15 protein-coding genes are annotated in these 16,552 nt (G+C 71.3%); 5 read left to right on the plus strand and 10 right to left on the minus strand.

Annotation, left to right across the window (positions count from 1 at the left end; genetic code table 11):
- Window positions 1-35 precede the first annotated feature (35 nt).
- Window positions 36-1,247, minus strand: coding sequence for a methionine adenosyltransferase (gene metK, locus N799_RS02870; protein WP_036207560.1), 1,212 nt, complete (start codon window positions 1,245-1,247; stop codon window positions 36-38).
- Between the two features lie 197 nt (window positions 1,248-1,444).
- Here metK and olsF point away from each other — a divergent pair, with 197 nt between their 5' ends.
- Genes olsF through N799_RS02885 form a run of 3 tightly spaced genes read left to right on the plus strand, consistent with a single transcriptional unit; the run spans window position 1,445 to window position 5,126 of the window.
- Window positions 1,445-3,184 carry a bifunctional ornithine lipid synthase OlsF gene (olsF, locus tag N799_RS02875; protein ID WP_203225019.1) on the plus strand — a complete coding sequence of 580 codons (1,740 nt, stop codon included), beginning with the start codon at window positions 1,445-1,447 and terminating at the stop codon, window positions 3,182-3,184.
- Window positions 3,181-4,002, plus strand: a complete 822-nt coding sequence (locus N799_RS02880; protein ID WP_036207565.1) for a UDP-2,3-diacylglucosamine diphosphatase — start codon at window positions 3,181-3,183, stop codon at window positions 4,000-4,002. The genes olsF and N799_RS02880 overlap by 4 nt, the downstream gene beginning before the upstream one ends.
- Before the next feature lie 53 nt (window positions 4,003-4,055).
- Window positions 4,056-5,126 (plus strand): metal-dependent hydrolase, encoded by a 1,071-nt coding sequence (locus N799_RS02885; protein ID WP_036207568.1) that lies wholly within the window; start codon window positions 4,056-4,058, stop codon window positions 5,124-5,126.
- On the opposite strand, the gene N799_RS02890 is transcribed toward N799_RS02885, so the two are convergent.
- The 9 genes from N799_RS02890 to N799_RS02930 all read right to left on the minus strand — a co-directional run bounded on the left by N799_RS02890 (window position 5,120) and on the right by N799_RS02930 (window position 14,959).
- Complete coding sequence (locus tag N799_RS02890; RefSeq protein WP_036207572.1) at window positions 5,120-5,953, minus strand: class I SAM-dependent methyltransferase; 834 nt, start codon at window positions 5,951-5,953, stop codon at window positions 5,120-5,122. The two genes, N799_RS02885 and N799_RS02890, sit on opposite strands and share 7 nt — an antisense overlap.
- Window positions 5,954-5,978: 25 nt before the next feature.
- Window positions 5,979-6,977, minus strand: a complete 999-nt coding sequence (gene dusB, locus N799_RS02895) for a tRNA dihydrouridine synthase DusB (protein WP_036207574.1) — start codon at window positions 6,975-6,977, stop codon at window positions 5,979-5,981.
- A 44-nt stretch (window positions 6,978-7,021) separates the two neighbouring features.
- The gene (locus N799_RS02900) at window positions 7,022-7,360 is read right to left on the minus strand and encodes a YegP family protein (protein ID WP_036207782.1); all 339 of its coding nucleotides are present in this window, start codon (window positions 7,358-7,360) and stop codon (window positions 7,022-7,024) included.
- Between the two features lie 90 nt (window positions 7,361-7,450).
- Window positions 7,451-8,584: a PepSY-associated TM helix domain-containing protein gene (locus tag N799_RS02905; RefSeq protein WP_152597787.1), complete on the minus strand. Its 1,134-nt coding sequence runs from the start codon at window positions 8,582-8,584 to the stop codon at window positions 7,451-7,453.
- A 19-nt stretch (window positions 8,585-8,603) separates the two neighbouring features.
- A complete protein-coding gene (locus tag N799_RS02910; protein ID WP_036207577.1) occupies window positions 8,604-10,712 on the minus strand; it encodes a TonB-dependent receptor in 2,109 nt (702 codons plus the stop codon).
- A 90-nt stretch (window positions 10,713-10,802) separates the two neighbouring features.
- Window positions 10,803-11,756 (minus strand): ribokinase, encoded by a 954-nt coding sequence (locus tag N799_RS02915; RefSeq protein ID WP_036207580.1) that lies wholly within the window; start codon window positions 11,754-11,756, stop codon window positions 10,803-10,805.
- 11 nt (window positions 11,757-11,767) lie between these two features.
- The gene (locus N799_RS02920) at window positions 11,768-13,066 is read right to left on the minus strand and encodes a NupC/NupG family nucleoside CNT transporter (protein WP_036207583.1); all 1,299 of its coding nucleotides are present in this window, start codon (window positions 13,064-13,066) and stop codon (window positions 11,768-11,770) included.
- Window positions 13,067-13,168: 102 nt separating this feature from the next.
- Window positions 13,169-14,302 carry a GGDEF domain-containing protein gene (locus N799_RS14275; protein WP_160279950.1) on the minus strand — a complete coding sequence of 378 codons (1,134 nt, stop codon included), beginning with the start codon at window positions 14,300-14,302 and terminating at the stop codon, window positions 13,169-13,171.
- A 54-nt stretch (window positions 14,303-14,356) separates the two neighbouring features.
- Window positions 14,357-14,959 carry a TMEM165/GDT1 family protein gene (locus N799_RS02930; RefSeq protein WP_052101107.1) on the minus strand — a complete coding sequence of 201 codons (603 nt, stop codon included), beginning with the start codon at window positions 14,957-14,959 and terminating at the stop codon, window positions 14,357-14,359.
- Window positions 14,960-15,254: 295 nt separating this feature from the next.
- Here N799_RS02930 and N799_RS02935 point away from each other — a divergent pair, with 295 nt between their 5' ends.
- Both N799_RS02935 and hemP read left to right on the plus strand, forming a co-directional pair.
- Window positions 15,255-16,223, plus strand: a complete 969-nt coding sequence (locus tag N799_RS02935) for a potassium channel beta subunit family protein (protein WP_036207585.1) — start codon at window positions 15,255-15,257, stop codon at window positions 16,221-16,223.
- Between the two features lie 92 nt (window positions 16,224-16,315).
- Window positions 16,316-16,546 (plus strand): hemin uptake protein HemP, encoded by a 231-nt coding sequence (gene hemP / locus N799_RS16110; RefSeq protein WP_036207588.1) that lies wholly within the window; start codon window positions 16,316-16,318, stop codon window positions 16,544-16,546.
- The last annotated feature ends 6 nt before the right edge of the window (window positions 16,547-16,552 follow it).

Below are 16,552 nucleotides of genomic sequence, written 5' to 3' on the forward strand. Positions count from 1 at the left end.
CTCTCCCGCAGGCGGGAGAGGGCACAAAGTGCGGCTTACTTCAGCTTCGCGGCCTTGCGCAGCTCGTCGGCGCGGTCGGTCTTCTCCCACGAGAACGCGGTCGCGGTGTGGGTGACGCCGGCCGAGTCGGTGTAGCCCAGCTCCTTCGGCTTGCGGCCGAAGTGGCCGTAGGCGGCGGTCGACTGGTAGATCGGGTGCACCAGGTCGAGCATCTTGATGATGCCGTACGGGCGCAGGTCGAAGTGGCGGCGAATCAGCTTCTCGATCTGCTCGTCGGGGATCCGGCCGGTGCCGAAGGTGGTGACCGAGATCGAGGTCGGCTCGGCCACGCCGATCGCGTAGCTGACCTGCACCTCGCAGCGGTCGGCCAGGCCGGCGGCGACGACGTTCTTGGCGACGTAGCGCGCGGCGTAGGCGGCCGAGCGGTCGACCTTGGACGGGTCCTTGCCGGAGAAGGCGCCGCCACCGTGGCGCGCCCAGCCGCCGTAGGTGTCGACGATGATCTTGCGGCCGGTCAGGCCGCAGTCGCCGACCGGGCCGCCGATCTCGAACTTGCCGGTTGGGTTGATGTGGAACTTGGTGCCCTTGTGCAGCCACTTGGCCGGCAGCACCGGCTTGAGGATCTCCTCGCGCACGGCTTCGATCAGGTCCTTGTGCTTGACGCCCGGCGCGTGCTGGGTCGACAGCACCACCGCGTCGATCGCGGTCGCCTTGCCGTCCTCGTAGCGGAGGGTGACCTGGCTCTTGGCGTCCGGGCGCAGCCACGGCAGCGGCGAGTTGCGCTTCTTGCGGACCTTTGCCTGCTGCTCGACCAGGCGGTGCGACAGGTGGATCGCCGCCGGCATGTAGCTGTCGGTCTCGTTGGTGGCGTAGCCGAACATCAGGCCCTGGTCGCCGGCACCCATCTCCTCGGGCTTCTTGCGGTCCACGCCCTGGGCGATGTGCGGGCTCTGCTTGCCGATCAGGTTCAGCACGCCGCAGGTGGCGCCGTCGAAGCCGACGTCGGAGGAGTCATACCCGATGTCGAGGATCACCTTGCGGGTCAGCGCTTCCAGGTCGATCCACGCGGAGGTGGTGATCTCGCCGGCGACGATCGCCACGCCGGTCTTGACCATCGTCTCGCACGCCACGCGGGCGCGCTTGTCCTGGGCCAGGATGGCGTCGAGGACGGCGTCGGAGATCTGGTCGGCGATCTTGTCCGGGTGGCCTTCGGACACCGATTCGGAGGTGAACAGGGTGCTGGACATCGGGTCTATATCCTTGCATTCGGATAAAAGGATGGGCGCGAATCATACAGAGTCGGCGCGCCCGTCGCATTGTGCCCGCATCGGGGTATGCCTGCGGTTAAGGCGGCGGGCGCTGTCACCTGACGGTCGTGGTGGCGCCATCGGACTGTCGCATCCGCGGCGCACCCTGCGCCCGACGCCGCCAGCCCCATACGCGCATGCTGCAACTGCAGGCTAGGGTCCAAGCCCGTTTCCCACGCTGGTTCGAAGGTCGCCGTGCGCATCTGGCGCGGCCATTGCTGCGGACCCTGGGGCGGTGGTCCCGGTTCGACGCGCTGGAGCGTTTCATCGCCGGCAACGCCCACCTGCAAGGGCAGGACTTCGTCCGCGCCGCGCTGGAGTACCTGCAGGTCCACTACCGGCTGGACGACAGCGAACTGGGGCGGATTCCGGCCCACGGTCCGCTGGTGGTCGTCGCCAACCACCCCTCCGGGGCGCTGGACGCGTTGGCGCTGCTGGACGCGCTGGGGCGGGTGCGCAGCGACGTACGGGTGGTCGCCAACGATCTGCTGTGGTGCCTGGAAGGCTTGCGGCCGCTGCTGCTGCCGGTGCGGATACTCGGTGGCCGGCCCGGCGTGGAGAGCCTGCGTGCGATCGACGCGGCGCTGGGGGCGGGGCAGTGCGTGGTGGTATTCCCGGCCGGCGAGGTGGCGCGGATGGGCTGGCGCGGGGTCACCGATGGACGCTGGCAGCGCGGGTTCCTGCGGTTCGCGTGCGGCTGCGGTGCGCCGGTGGTGCCGGTGCACATCCGCGCGCGCAACTCGGCCCTGTTCTATGGCGCGTCGGCGGTGTTCCGGCCGGCCGGGACCGCGTTGCTGGCGCGCGAGATGTTCGAACGCCGCTCGCGGCCGCTGGCGCTGCGGATCGGATGGCCGATGCAACTGCCGCCCACCGGCGACCCGCGACGGCAGTTGCGCGAGGTCCGTGCCGCGCTGCAGGCGCTCGGGCGTGGCCCGCAGGCGCGGACGCCGGCCGTGGCAACCCGTCCCCGGCCGGTGGCGGCGGCGGAGGATCCCGCGGCCCTCGGCATCGCGATCCTCGGGCTGGAGCTGCTCGGGCGCACCGCCGACGGCATGCAGATCCGCGCCGGCCGGCTCGATGCCGGCAACCCGCTGATGCGCGAGATCGGCCGCCTGCGCGAGTCCACCTTCCGCGCGGTGGGCGAGGGCACCGGCCGCGCGCGTGACGTGGACGCCTTCGACGGCTGGTACGAGCACATCGTGCTGTGGGACGAGCAGGCCGCGCGCGTCGCCGGCGCCTACCGGGTTGCCCGGGGCGCACCGGTGCTGGCCAGCCGCGGCCTGGACGGCCTGTACACCGCCTCGCTGTTCCGTTACGCCGACGATGCCATCCCGCGCCTTGCCGCCGGCATGGAGCTGGGCCGCAGCTTCGTCGCGCCCGAATACTGGGGCGGGCGCAGCATCGACTACCTGTGGCAGGGCATCGGTGCCTACCTCGCGCGCCATCGCAACGTCCGCTACCTGTTCGGCGCGGTGTCGATCAGCAACGCGCTGCCGGTCGCCGCGCGCGAGCAGATCGTCGCCTACTACGCCCAGCACCACGGCAGCGAGCGGCGTGACGTCGAATCGATGCGGCCCTTCCGGTACCGCGCGGCACCGCCGCGATTCGACCACCTCGACGTGGCGACCGGCTTCCAGGTGCTGCGGGCCAACCTCGATGCACTCGGCGCGACCCTGCCGATGCTCTACAAGCAGTACACCGAGCTGTGCGAACCCGGTGGCGCCCGGTTCCTCGCGTTCGGCGTCGACCCCGGCTTCGGCGATGCCGTCGACGGCCTGATCGAGGTGGATATCGAACGCATGCGGCCGCGCAAGCGTGCCCGCTACCTGGGCCGGGCCGCGGAGTCCGTCGCGGCCGCCGGCGGGGACGCGCGATGACCGCGCCGGTGGCCACGCTGCCGGTCCGCCACCGCAGCGTCTTCATCTCCGATGTGCACCTGGGTTCGCCGTACTGCCACGCGGCTGAACTGGCCGAGTTCCTCGCCGGGCTGCGCTGCGACCGCCTCTACCTGGTCGGCGACATCATCGACCTGTGGTGGCTCGCGCAGCGGCGCGCGACCTGGGGCGCCGCCCACCAGCGGGTGGTCGACCGCCTGCATGCACTGGCCCGCGCCGGGACCCGGATCATCTACGTGCCGGGCAACCACGACCGTCCGGTGCGCCGCTATTGCGGCCTCGTGCTGCCGCGCATGCAGGTGCGCCGGCGCACGATCCACGTCACCGCCGACGGTCGGCGGCTGCTGGTGACCCACGGCGACGACTACGACGCCGCCACCCAGTTCGGCGGCCTGCAGGAGCGCTTCGGCGACTGGTTGTACTACCGCATCCTCGCCGGCAACCGCCTGCTCAACCATGCCCGGCGCCGGCTCGGACTGCGCTACTGGTCGCTCGCGGAGTTCCTCAAGGCGCGCAGCGGGGCCGCCGGGCGGTACGTCGAACGGTTTGTCCAAGCGGGGTTTGACGACGCCGCGCGGCGCGGACTGGACGGACTCGTCTGCGGCCATATCCACCAGGCCGCGCTGCTGGTGCGCGACGGCCGGGTCTACGCCAACGACGGCGACTGGGTCGAAAGCCTGACCGCGCTGGCCGAGGACGACACCGGCGGCCTGCGGCTGCTGTCGCACTGCGGCGAGGTGCTGGCGTCGCTGCCGGCAGCGGCACCGCCACCACGCGAGGCGACCACGCGCGCCGCATGAACGCCGCACCGGGCGTTGCCGCGGAGTCGCGCCGGCTGCCTTAGCATTGCCCGATGGATTCGATCACACAGATTCTGCTCGGCGGGGCGGTGGCTGCCGCGATCGCGCCGCCGGGCCATCGCCGCGCGGCGCTGCTGGCCGGCGCCGCTCTGGGCACGCTGCCCGACCTCGACGTGCTGCCGATCAACCTGCTGACCGACGACCCGGTCGAGCGCATGACCTGGCATCGCGGCGTCAGCCACTCGCTGCTGGTGCTGCCGTTCGTGGCGTGGGCGGTGTGGGCGTGGTGCCGCGGCCGCGGCGGCCGGGTCGCGCAGGCGCCGCGGCGGTGGTTCTGGGCGATCCAGCTGGCACTGCTGACGCATCCGCTGCTGGACGCCTTCACCGTCTATGGCACCCAGCTGCTGTGGCCGTTCGCTGCGCGGCCGGCGATGTGGTCGAGCGTGTTCATCATCGACCCGCTGTACACCGCGTGGCTGCTGGCCGGCTGCGTGGTGGCGTGGCTCGCGCGCGGGCGGGCGCTGGGCACACGGGTGCTGGTGGCGGGGCTGGCGTTGAGTTCGGCCTACCTGGGCACGTCGGTGCTGGCCAAGTGGCAGGTCGAGCGCGTCGCCGAGCGCTCGCTGGCGGCGCTGAACCTGCAGGACGCGCCACGGTTCTCGGTGCCGACGCCGTTCAACACGCTGCTGTGGCGGGTGGTGGCGATGACGCCGGAGGGCTTCGTCGAGGGCGAGTACTCGCTGGTCGCCGACCGCGGGCCGATCCGCTTCCGCGAGTACCGCACCGACGTGGGTGCGCTGGCGGCCGTCTACGACTACCCGTCGGTGCAGCGGCTGGCGTGGTTCAACCGCGGCTTCATGAAGGCCGAGCGGCACGACGGGCAACTGGTGCTGAGCGACCTGCGGATGGGGGCGGAGCCCGACTACACCTTCCGCTTCGTGGTGGCCGAGCATGACGGCGAGGGTTGGCGCGAGGTGCCGGCCCGGCAACTGCAGTGGCCGTGGGAAGCGGGCCGCCAACTGGCCACCCTGTGGCAGCGCATCTGGACGCCGGGCACGGTGATGGAACCCGACCGCCGTCCCGACGCCGCCGGCGCTGCGGCGACCGTCGGCGCCGCTCAGTAGACGACCGCGCGCGCCTGTACGAACGAGAAGAAGAACACCGCGTTCGGGTCGTTCTGCACCTGCCGCATCTCCTCGCGCACGCCGGCGACCACCTCCGGCGTGACCTTGCCGGCGGCGACGAGCTGGTCGGCCGCCGACAGCAGCAGCTCCTCCCAGAACGCGATCATCGCCTTGCGCCGGGCCGGCTCGCGGTTGTCGAAGTGGAAGGTCTTCACCTCGGTGGTGACGTCGTGGAAGCCGCCGGCCAGCAACAGGTTGCCGAGCTTGGCGCCGACGAACGGATCGCCGCCGCTTTCGATCTGGAAATCGTTGAACGCCATCCAGTAGCGCCAGGTGTTGGGCGAGTACGGATCGAGCAGGAACGAGGCGTTCATGACCTCGGTGACGTACACCACCGAGCCGGGCTGCAGCACCCGGCGCACCTCGCTGAGCGCGCGGGCGGGCGCCGGCACGTGCTCCAGCACCCAGCACAGGAAGGCGCCGTCGAAGCTGCGCGGCTCGAACGGGAGGTCGGTGGCGTCGGCCTGCTGGATCGCGTAGCGGCCGTCCAGCCACGGACGGGCGCCGAGGTTCGCCCGTGCCGCGCCGATCTGCGCCGGGTTGAGGTCGACGCAGGTGACGTGCAGGTCCGGGAAGCGCCGCAGCAGGATCTCGGTCTGCGCGCCGACGCCGCTGCCGACCTCGAGCAGGCGTTTTGCGCCGGCGTAGTCGATGTCGCGGAAGACGACCGGCTCGGCCATCCGCGCCTGCTTGACCAGGCGGGCCTGCTCGGTTTCCGAGAATCCGTGCAGGTAGGGGAAGTCGGTGGCGCTGCAGGAGTCGATCATGTCGGTAGCGGAGTGGGCCGGGCGCTCAGGCGGCGGCCGGCAGTTCGGGGGCGACGCCGGCCACGAGGGCGTCGAAGTAGTCGCGGGTGAGGCGCAATTGTGCCTCGGCGCTGTCGGCACGGTTCACCACGGCGCGGAACGCGGCGTTCTCCGGCCGGTCCTTCGCGTACCAGCCCAGGTGCTTGCGGGCGATGCGCACGCCGGACACCTCGCCGTAGAACTCGTGCAGGTGCTCGAGGTGGCCGAGCAGGAGGTCGCGGACCTCGGCCAGGGTCGGTTCGGGCAGGGTTTCACCGGTGGCGAGGTAATGGGCGATCTCGCGGAAGATCCACGGCCGGCCCTGCGCGGCGCGACCGACCAGCACCGCGTCGCAGCCGGTGTAGTCGAGGACCTCGCGGGCCTTGCGTGGCGAGTCGACATCGCCATTGGCCATCACCGGGATCGACAGCGTCGCCTTGACCTCGGCGATGGTGTCGTACTCGGCCACGCCCCGGTACTGCTGGTCGCGGGTGCGGCCGTGCACCGCCAGCGCGGCGATGCCGGCGGCCTCGGCGATGCGGGCGATCTGCAGCGCGTTGCGATGGTCGGCGGCCCAACCGGTGCGGATCTTCAGCGTCACCGGCACGTCGACCGCGCCCACCACCGCCTCCAGGATGTCCGCGACCAGCGCCGGCTCGCGCATCAGCGCCGAGCCGGCCCAGGCGTTGCAGACCTTCTTGGCCGGGCAGCCCATGTTGATGTCGATGATCTGCGCGCCGTTGTCGACGTTGTGGCGCGCCGCGTCGGCCATCACCCGCGGTACGGTGCCGGCGATCTGCACGCTGATCGGGTCGGGCTCGCCGTCGTGGTCCATGCGGTGGCGGGACTTGGCGGTGTTCCAGAAGCGCGGGTCCGACGTCGTCATTTCCGACACGCACAGCCCGGCCCCGAGGCGCTTGCACAGCACCCGGAACGGCTTGTCGGTGACCCCCGCCATGGGGGCGAGGACCACCTTCGGGTCGATGGAATGGGGGCCGATGCGCATGGCGCGCATTCTAGTCGCCCCCGGACGGGACGGCTCCGGGGCCGTCAGGCGGCCGTCAGGTCGGTGATGGCCGCTGCGGGGGCGTTGTCCTGCACCGAACGGATGCCGTTGTCGCGTCCCGACGCGTCGGCGTACATCTCGCTGCTGCCGATGACCTGGCCGTTGGTCGCGGTGAGGGTGAAGTAGTGCTTGCCGTTGCTGGAGGTCTTGCGCTGGAAGCGCGCATCGTCGGCGCTGTTGCGGCGCACCGATTCGATCCCGTTCTCACATGACGAACGGGCCGAGTAGCCCTCGCTGGTGAGGATCACCTGGCCGTTGCCGGCCTTGAGGTTGAACTGGAACTCGCCGTTGCTGCGGCGCGAAATCTCGAACTTGCCTGCCATCACTTCCTCCTCGCTGGGGCGGATGCCCGTGGTCACTTTCGTAGAGCCTGCGTGAGTGCCCGCCAACCTGACTACAAAAGTGCCGGCCGGTCAACGCTTGCCGCGGCGGCGTCGCCAGAACAGGAAGCCGGTCACGAGCAGGAACGCCGGCAGCAACCCGGCCAGCGCGGTCGCCCACTTGTAGACGGCGCCGCCGACCGAGCCGATGTGCAGCGGGTAGATCGCCTCGGTCATGCGCGCGCCGAGGCGCTGGCCGGTGGCGTCGTGCGCCGCCAGCACGCGGGTGCCGGCGCGGTCGATGTAGACCAGGCTGCGGCCGTTGGGATGCCATTCGCCGTGGCTGCGGGCGCGGAAGGCGATGACGTCGCTGCCCGGGTCGGGCGCGCCGGTGCGGGTCAGGCGGGCGTCGGGCAGGGCGGTAGTGGCCAGGGCGAGCACGCGCGGCCAGTCGGTCGCACGCGCTTCGGGAGCCGCGCGCTGCGGCGCGGCCGGCGGAGCGTCGCCGCCGAAGGTGCCGGTCAGCACCGCGCGGAAGCCGGCGTGGTAGATCATCCCGACCCCGGTCAACGTCGCCAGCAGCAGCAAGGGCAGCAACAGCACGCCGCTGCTGCGGTGCCAGCTCAGCCAGCGCCGCACCGGCGGGCCGCGGTGCATTTTCAGCTGCGCCAGCCAGCGTCCGGCCTTGGGCCACCACAGGTACAGGCCGGTCAGCAGCAGGCCGACCGCGATCCAGCCGACGACGCCGAGCACCTGCTTGCCCGCGTCGCCGCCCAGCAGTTCGATGTGGAAGTCGTGCAGCCACATCAACCAGTCGTCGTCGGCGCTGCGCATCAACAGCAGTTCGCCGGTGGCGGGGTCGAAGTAGCCGCGCCGGCCGTCGCCGAAGTAGCCCTGCCAGGTCGGCACGCCGTCGGGTTCGGGCAGGTGCACGCTGCCCAGGCCGCGGGGTTCCCACTCGCGCAGGATGCGGGCGAGCACGTCGCCGTCGGCGCGCAGTTCGTGGCCGGTGAGCTCGGGGTGCTGCCACTGCAGGAGGTCGTCGTGGAACACCAGCACGCTGCCGCTCAGGCCGATCAGCGCGAACACGGTGCCCGCCACCAGCCCGACCCACAGGTGCAGCCACGACAGCGTCGCCCGCAGCCCGCGTGGCCATGCCCGCGTGCGCGCCATCGCCGGCCGCGCGGTGGCGACCGGGTTGGCGGTGGCGGTGGCGGGCGTGTCCATCAGGCGGTCGATCCGGCGATCAGAACCGGTGCGACCAGCTGGCGCTGAACACCCGCCCGCGGCCGGCGAAGTAGTCCTCGTCGCTCGGACGGATCTGCGAGCTGTAGTGGATGTACTGGCGGTCGAACAGGTTCTCGATGCCCAGCGCCAGCGTGCCCACCGGCAGCCCGACGTTGGCCTGCAGGTCGAAGGTGGTGTAGCCCTCGAAGCGGCTGTCGACCACGCCGCGGGTCTCGAACTCGCGGTCCTCCGCGTGGCTGGCCTGGACGCGGGTGGAGAGGTTCGGCAGCCACTGGTGCTGCCAGTACGCGGTCATCCGGTCGGGCGAGATGTTGGCGCCGGGCAGGTCGCTGTCGAGGCGGCCGTCGGCGTTGCTGTCGTAGCGGCCGTCGGCCTGCGCGTAGGCGACGCCCAGCCGCGCGGCATCGTTGAGCTGGAAGCCGACGCTGCCCTCGAAGCCCTCGATCTCGGTCGCCTCGCGCTTGACCTCGTAGCTGCCGGTGGCGGTGTTGAACGCCAGCCGCGAGCCGAAGTCGGAGTCGGAGCGGTAGGCGGCCAGGTGGACCAGCCAGCGGCCGTCGTCGTAGTCCAGCCCGAGCTCGCGGTTGTCGGCGATCACCGGCGACAGCGACACCAGGGTGTCGACGCTCTGGCCCGGCTCGTCGACCGCGCGCAGCACGCGGCCGATGTCGGCGACGCTGTAGCCCTCCGCATACGAGGCGTAGAACTTCAGCGCGCGGGTGGCCTCCCAGACCACGCCGAAGTTGGGCAGGGTCTCGCTGAAGTCCGGGCTGCCGCCCTCGACGGACTGCGTGCCGTACTGCGGCAGGGTCACGAAGTCGTCGACCTCGAGTTTGGCGCGCTCATGGCGCAGGCCGCCGGTGAGCAGCACCGGTCCGAGGCGGTACTCGGCCTGCAGCAGCGGCGAGATGCTCTGGTAGGTGGTCGGCGGAACCCAGCCCAGGTCGCTGGCCAGCTGGCGCTGCTCGGTCTCGTCGCGGATCAGGTCCAGGCCGAGCGTCAGCCGCAGCGGCAGGTCGGCGATGTAGCCGCGCGACCAGGTGAATTTGCCGCCGAGTTTCTCGGCGTTGATCTGCGACTGGTCGTACCAGATCTCGTCGCTGCCGGTGTTGAAGAAGTCGACATAGGCGTTGCTGCCGTAGCGGCCTTCGAAGCGGGTCCAGAACAGCTGGGCCTGGAACTGGCCGCCGGCGAGGTCGTGGTCGCGGTAGTCGAGGCTGGCCGAGCTGGACTCGTTCTGCGGCGGTTCCAGCGGCTGGTCGCCACGGGTCGCGGTGGCCGGGATGCCGAGCTCGTAGTCGCCATCGACCACGGCGTAATGGCCTTCGCCTTCGAGCCGGTAGTGGTTGGCGGTCAGCTGCAGCCGGCGCTGGTCGTCGATCGCCCAGTCGCCCTTGGCGAACAGGTTGCGGCTGTTGGCGTCCATCAGGTCGCCCTGGACCGGCTCGGGCGCGATCGAGTTGCCGTCGGCGTCGTAGTACAACCCTTCCTGCGCATACGACAGGCCGCCGACGAAGTCGAACGCGCCTTGCTTGGTGCCGAACAGGTACGAGGCGCGGTAGCCGGTACCGTCGTCCTCGTCGGGCATCGCGGTGCTGGCACCGACGGTGACCTCGTGGAAGCTCTCGCCGTCCTCGCGCGGCGCCCGCTTGGTGATGATGTTGATGATGCCGCCGGAGGCGCCGATGCCCTGCAGCGCGTTGGCGCCGTGGATCACCTCGATGCGCTCGATCATCGCCGGGTCGATGGTGTGGGCATCGCGCGCGCCGTCGCGCAGCGGGGTGGACTGCGGCACGCCGTCGACCATGTACAGCGGCTGGCGGCCACGCACCGACTCGCCGGAGCTGGTCATCTTCTGCCGCGGCGGCGAGAACGCCGGGATCAGGTTGGCCAGCACCTGCGAGATGTCCTGGGTCACCGCAAGCTGCTGCTGCAGTTCCACCTGGTCGATCACGGTGATGGTGTTGGGCAGCGCCGCTTCCGAGTTCGGGATGCGGCTGGTGCTGGCGGAGACCACGACGCGGTCGAGGTCGGTGGCGGCGTCCTGGGCGAACGTCGCCGGGCTGGCGGCAAGCAGCAGTGCCGCAGCGAGGGGAGTGCGAAGCATGGGCGTTCCGGGAACGAGTGAGCCGGGCATGGTAATGCGAATCAGTCTCACTTCACAGTGAGCGGTCGCGAGGGCCACGCTCCCGGCCGTCTACCGGTCGAATTCGTCCCGGCGCGGCATCGCCGATGCGGCGCCCGCGCGTTCGCAGGCGAGGGCGGCGTAGCGGCCCGCGAACCTGACGTGCCGCCCGAACGCGGCGTCCGGGTCGGTCGCCATCGCCGCGGCCAGCGCCCCGCTGAACGCATCCCCGGCGCCGGTGGTATCGACCACCCGCGCCGGCGCGGCCGGCACGCGGAATGCCGCCTCGGCGTCGCCGCGTCGCGCGTCGGCCGGGTGCGACACGAAGCAGCCCTGGCCGCCGAGCGTCACCACGACGGTGCCCCCCGGCAGCAACCTGCGGCACAACGCATGCAACGTCGCGCCGTCGAGCGCCGCCACGGCGTCGGGGTCCAGCGTCTCGCCGCATTGACGGGCCAGCTGGGCGCAGAACTCCGACTCGTTCGGGGTCAGTACGTCGGTCAGCGCCAGCAGTTCCGGCGGCACGTCGGCGTCGGCGGGAGCCGGGTTGAGCACGGTCGTCGCGCCGGCCTCGCGGGCCAGGTCGAAGCCGGCCAGCACCGCGTCCGCCGGTGTCTCCAGTTGCGCCAGCACCACCGCCGCGTGCGCGATCGCATCGGAGTGCGCATGCACGTGCGCGACCGACAGCCCGGCGTTGGCGCCCGGCCCGATCACGATGCTGTTGCGCCCTTCGGCATCGACGTGGATGCCGGCGGTTCCGGTCGGCTCGTCGCTGGCGGCGTCGCGCAGGTCGATGCCGTCGGCGGCGGCGAGCGCCCGCGCCAGCTGGCCGCCGGCGTCGGCGCCGAGCGAGCAGATGAACACCGTCGATGCGCCCGCGCGCGCGCCGGCCGTGGCCTGGTTGAAGCCCTTGCCCCCGGGGCCGGTGTGATAGTGGCCGGCCAGCGTTTCGCCCGGCCGCGGCAGCCGCGGCAGCGACCAGACGTGGTCGACGTTGAACGAACCGATGACGACTAGGCCGGCCACGGTCGCCGGTCTCAGCCGCCGAAGCTGGTCAGCACGCCGGCGATGGTCGCCGTCATCAGGGTCGCGATGGTGCCACCCAGCACTGCGCGCAGGCCGAAGCGGGCGAGGTCCTGCCGGCGGTCGGGGGCGAGGCCACCGATGCCGCCGATCTGGATCGCGATCGAGCTGAAGTTGGCGAAGCCGCACAGCGCGTAGGTCGCGATCAGGCGGCCCTGCTCGGTCAGCGCCACGCCGGGGTTCTGGCCGTTCACGATCTCCGCCAGGTGCAGGTAGGCGACGAACTCGTTGAGCACGATTTTCTCGCCGATCAGCCCACCGACCACGTTGGCGTCCTGCCACGGCACGCCGATCAGCCACGCCACCGGCGACAGCACGTAGCCCAGCAGCGTCGCCATGTCGGTCGGCCGGCCCAGCGCGGCGGAAATCCCGGTGACCTCGCCGATCCACGTCAGCGGCCAGTTGATCATCGCGATCAGGGCGATGAACGCCAGCAGCATCGCGCCGATGTTGAGCGCCAGCCGCAGGCCGTCGCCGGCGCCGGCGGCGGCCGCGTCGATGACGTTGCTGGTGGTCTTCTCGACCTCCATCCGGACCGTGCCGCGGGTCAGCGGCGTCGCGGTCTCGGGGATCAGCAGCTTGGCGACCACCATCGTCGCCGGCGCGGCCATGATCGACGCCGCCAGCAGGTGCTTGGCATAGAACGCCTGCGCCACCGGGTCGCCGCCGCCGAGCATGCCGACGTAGGCCGCCAGCACGCCGCCGGCGATGTGCGCCATGCCGCCGATCATCATCGTGATCAGCTCCGACTCGGTCATCTTCGAGATGTACGGCCGCACCGTCAGCGGCGCCTCGGTCTGGCCGATGAAGACGCTGGCGCAGACGCTGGTGGTCTCCGCGCCGGAGACCTTCATCACCTTGGTGATGGCCCAGGCCATCGCGCGCACCACCGCCTGCATCACGCCGAGGTGGTACAGCACGCTCATCAGCGAGGCGAAGAAGATGATCGTCGGCAGCACCTGGAAGGCGAAGATGAAGCCGTAGGTCTCGATGTCCATCAGGCCGCCGAAGATGAACTCCGAACCGGCGTTGACGAACGCCAGCAGCCGCACGAAGCCGTTGCCGAGCGCGTCGAACACGTCGCGCCCGCCGGGCACCAGCAATACCAGCGCGGCGAAGCCGATCTGCAGGACGATGCCGGTCAGCACCAGCCGCCAGTCGACCTGCTTCTTGTGGTTCGAGAACAGCCAGGCGATACCGACCAGCACCGCCAGACCAAACAGGCCGAAGGCGACCCGTGCAAGACCTTCCATTCACTTCCCCTTCGGCCGTCGCCGTGCTCGACCGCGCAGGTTAGGGCAGCGGGGGCGCGGCTCGCAACAGAACGCCGGTTCAGCTATCGGAAGCGCCCGGCGTCAGCCGTCGCGGGCGATTACCCGGTTGCGGCCTTCGCGCTTGGCCATCTTCAGGCGGCGGTCGGCACGGCGCAGCAGGCTCGACAGGTCCAGTCCGTCGTGCGGACTGGCGGCGATGCCGGCACTGAAGGTCAGTCGCAGCGGTTCCAGGGTGCCGCGTTCGGGGTCGAACGGCTGCTGCCCGAGCACGCGCCGGATCGCGTCGACCCGCTCCCAGGCGGTGCCCGGCGGCTGCGGCATCACCAGCACGAACTCCTCGCCGCCCAGCCGCACCAGCCGCTCGTCGCGCTCGATCATGCCCTTCAGCACTTCGACAACGTGGCGGATCGCGCGGTCGCCGGCGTGGTGGCCGGCCTCGTCGTTGATCCGGTTGAAGTGGTCCAGGTCGATCAGCGCGATGCTGAGGCTGCCTTCCTCCTCGCTGGCGATCTCGAGCAGGCGCGGCATGCGGTGCAGCAGCCAGGTGCGGTTGGGCAGGCGGGTCAGGCCGTCGGTGCCGGACAGCTCGACCAGCCGCTGCATGCGGTAGACGACGGTCGCGGTGATCAGCATCGCGATCGCCAGCAGCATCAGGCGCTGCACCTGCGCGCCGACGGTGACCGCACCGTAGTCGCTCGACAGCAGCTGCTCCGGCGACGCCGCGAACGCGAACACCGACGCGATCAGCAGGCCGTACTGCAGCACCGCCAGCGCGCCGGCGAAAAGGGTGGTGCGGCCGTCGCTGCGCAGCGCGGTCAGGACGATCGCGAGCACGTAGCAGCCCCACACCACCATGCTGTTGAGCGCCGCCGGCAGGTGCACGAAGGCCAGTGCGACGAGCATCGCGGTGGTGGCGCTGACGTCGAACGCCACCGTCGCGAACGGCAGCCAGCGGTAGCGCCGCCGCCGCCGCGCGAGGTGCAGCCACACCTGCGCGAACAGGTTGACGCCGACCGCGCCGCCGAGCCCGACCAGGGTTTCCCTGGCCGTGCCGCCGCTGAGCGCGTTGGCCAGCGGCAGCAGCAACAGCAGCGCCGCGACCACCACCCGCAGGCGCGCGACCAGCAACTCGCCGCCGGCGCCGATCTCGAGCATCACCTCGTCGGGCCGGGCCAGCAGTGCGGACAGGACTTCGCGTGCGCTTCGGCTTTCCATCACCTTCCCCGCGTCCGGCCGCAGCATAGCGTGGGCCCGCGGCGGGCGTCGGGCTCAGCCCAGGCCGCGCACCGCGACCCACACCGCCAGTGCGGCGAACACCGCGGCGGCGACGTAGCGGGCCGCCTTCAGCGGCAGGCGGTCGGCGAAACGGCTGCCCAGCAGCACCACCGGCACGTTGGCCAGCAGCATGCCGGCGGTGGTGCCGGCGATGACCTCCCACAACGGGTCGTAGCGCGCGGCCAGCAGCACCGTCGCGACCTGGGTCTTGTCGCCGATCTCGGCCACGAAGAACGCGATGGTGGTGGCGATGAACGCCCCCCGCGCCGGCAGCCCGGCTTCGTCGTCGTCGAGCGTGTCGGGCTTGAGCGTCCACAACGCCACCGCCAGGAAGCTCGCCGCGACCACCCAGCGCAGCACCTCCGGCCGCAGCCAGTCGGCTGCCAGCGAACCCACCCAGGCGGCCAGCGCGTGGTTGAGCAGGGTGGCGACGAGGATGCCGGCGATGATCGGCCACGGCCGGCGGAACCGCGCGGCCAGCAGCAGGGCGAGCAACTGGGTCTTGTCGCCGATCTCGGCCAGGGCGACCGTGCCGGTGGATACCAGCGCGGCCGCGAACGGCAGGGCATCGGGGAACAGCGAGTGCAGCTGGGACATTTCGACGGGTGGAGCCGGGCGGGCGGACGGAAAGCAACCGCCGCGCGGCCCGGCCCCGGCGGGTATCGCCCTGGGTCATTCGCGCGGTGGTTGCCTTCGGTCTTGCCCCGGATCGCGTGGCGATCCGCCGTGCGCCATGGCCGGCCGGCCAAGCATGTTGACGCACGTCACCGCGGCGGGCGCGGTCGGGCTACTCCCCGGAGGAAACAGCGGCGGCATTGTACCGGTCCGCGGCATGGCGTGGAATGCAGCGCGGCTTACACTGCCCGGTGCCCGTTATATATGGAGTCGCCCCATGCAGTACCGCCGCCTCGGCTCGTCCGGCCTGCAGCTGTCAGCACTGTCGTTCGGCGCCTGGCTGACGTTCGGCGGGCAGGTCGGCCGCGGCACCGCGCGCGACCTCGTCGCGACCGCCTGGGACCACGGGGTCAATTTCTTCGACAACGCCGAGAGCTACGCCAACGGCGAGGCGGAGCGGGTGATGGGCGACGTCATCGCCGACCTGCGCCTGCCGCGCGACGGCTACTGCGTGTCCAGCAAGGTGTTCTTCGGTGCGGCCGCCGACCCGCGCCCGACCCAGCGCGGGCTGTCGCGCAAGCACGTCACCGACGCCTGCCACGACGCGCTGCGGCGGTTGCGGGTCGACTACCTCGACCTGTTCTACTGCCACCGTCCCGATCCGGAGACGCCGGTCGAGGAGACCGTGCGGGCGATGGACGCGCTGATCCGCCAGGGCAAGGTGCTGTACTGGGGCACGTCGGAGTGGTCGGCGGCGCAGATCCGCGAGGCCCACAAGATCGCCCGCGCCCAGCACCTGCACGCGCCGACGATGGAGCAGCCGCAGTACAACCTGCTGCACCGCGAGCGGGTGGAGCTGGAGTACGCGCCGCTGTACGCCGAGCACGGCATGGGCGCCACCACGTGGTCGCCGCTGGCCTCGGGGCTGCTGACCGGGCGTTACAACGACGGCGTGTCGGAGGATGGCCGTTTCGGCTCGCTCGGCCCGCATTTGCGGCGGACCATCGTCGGCGACGAGAGTGAGCGGCGACTCGACCGCGCGCGGCGGTTCACCGCGGTCGCGCAGGAGGTCGGCGTCGCGCCGGCGCCGCTTGCGATCGCCTGGTGCCTGCGCAACCCGCACGTGTCCAGCGTGATCCTCGGCGCCAGCCGGGTGGCGCAACTGGTCGAGAACCTCGGCGCGATCGAGCTGGCCGGCACGGTCGACGAGGCCGTCTGGGACCGGGTGAGGGCGGCGGCGAACTGATCGACGGAGGGCCGCCACGCCGAGGACAACGCCGGGGTTGCACAGGTAATGAGAATCATTATCATCGAGACTCCTTTCACGGAGCTTCGCCCATGGCCCTGCAAATCGTCCCCCGCTCGCGGGTCCTCCACCTGCCGCTGGGCGCCACGCCCCGGCGCGCGCCGTCGACGCCGGCCGCGGCATCGGCCTGCGTGGATACCTGCCCGTGCCAGTTCGACAGCGCCACCCTGCTGCGCGGCACCCGCGAGGTGCTGATCCGCCACGGCGGCGAGACCTACCGCCTGCGTCACACCCGCAACGACAAGCTGATCCTGACCAAGTAAACGCGC

It is taken from the genome of Lysobacter arseniciresistens ZS79 (genome assembly GCF_000768335.1).
Lineage (GTDB): Bacteria > Pseudomonadota > Gammaproteobacteria > Xanthomonadales > Xanthomonadaceae > Novilysobacter > Novilysobacter arseniciresistens.